The sequence below is a fragment of the Rhodococcus sp. R1101 genome (genome assembly GCF_000278445.1).
GTDB classification, from domain to species: domain Bacteria; phylum Actinomycetota; class Actinomycetes; order Mycobacteriales; family Mycobacteriaceae; genus Rhodococcus; species Rhodococcus gordoniae.
In genome coordinates this window covers 1-903 of sequence record NZ_AJVB01000827.1, presented here as the reverse complement: position 1 = coordinate 903, position 903 = coordinate 1, and the positions used below count along the sequence as shown (strand labels likewise).

The following is a 903-nucleotide window of genomic DNA, read 5'->3' as shown; positions in this document are numbered from 1 at the left end:
GGAGCGGACGGTCACCTACAGCGAACTGGCCGCGCAGGTCCGGCACGAAACGTCCCGGCTCGGCGAGACCCGCCGCCTGGTGCTGCTCGCAGGTGCCAACGAGATCGACGTGATCATCGTCTACCTCGCGGCTCTGCTCGCCGGACATCCGGTGTTGCTGGCGCCGGGCGACAACCCCGTCGCTCTCGAAGGTCTGATCGACGCGTACCGACCCGACGTGGTGGTGCGCAGCATCGACGGGACTGTGGCTGTCGAGGAACGGGGCGACGGTTCCTCACATGTGCTGCACCCCGATCTGGCGCTGCTGTTGAGCACCTCCGGCTCGACCGGTTCCCCGAAACTCGTCCGCCTGTCGCATCGCAACGTGCAGTCCAATGCCGAGTCGATCGCGGATTATCTCGGCATCCGCGGAACCGACCGTGCGGTGACGACATTGCCGATGCATTACTGCTACGGCTTGTCGGTGATCCACAGCCATCTGCTGCGCGGTGCTGCAGTGGTGCTCACGACCCGCTCGGTCACCGACCCGGCGTTCTGGGAGCTGTTCCGGGCACACGGGGGCACCAGCTTCGCCGGCGTGCCCTATACCTTCGATCTGCTCGACCGGTTCGGATTCGGCGAACTGGATCTGCCCGACCTGCGCTACATCACGCAGGCCGGCGGGCGACTGTCACCGGATCGTGTCCGCGCCTATGCGCAACTGGGTCGTGAGCGGGGCTGGGACTTCTTCGTCATGTACGGACAGACGGAGGCAACCGCACGGATGGCGTACCTGCCTCCGGAACTCGCCACCGACCATCCGCAGTCGATCGGACGGGCTGTCCCCGGGGGCTCCTTCCGCCTCGAGGCGGTACCGGATGCTCCGGACGGCACCGGTGAACTGATCTATACGGGGCCGAACGT

1 protein-coding gene is annotated in these 903 nt (G+C 66.4%); it reads left to right on the top strand.

What is annotated here, in order from left to right; genetic code table 11:
- Positions 1–903, top strand: a 903-nt coding sequence (locus R1101_RS0124520) for an AMP-binding protein (protein WP_016935768.1), incomplete at both ends; no start/stop codon positions are given.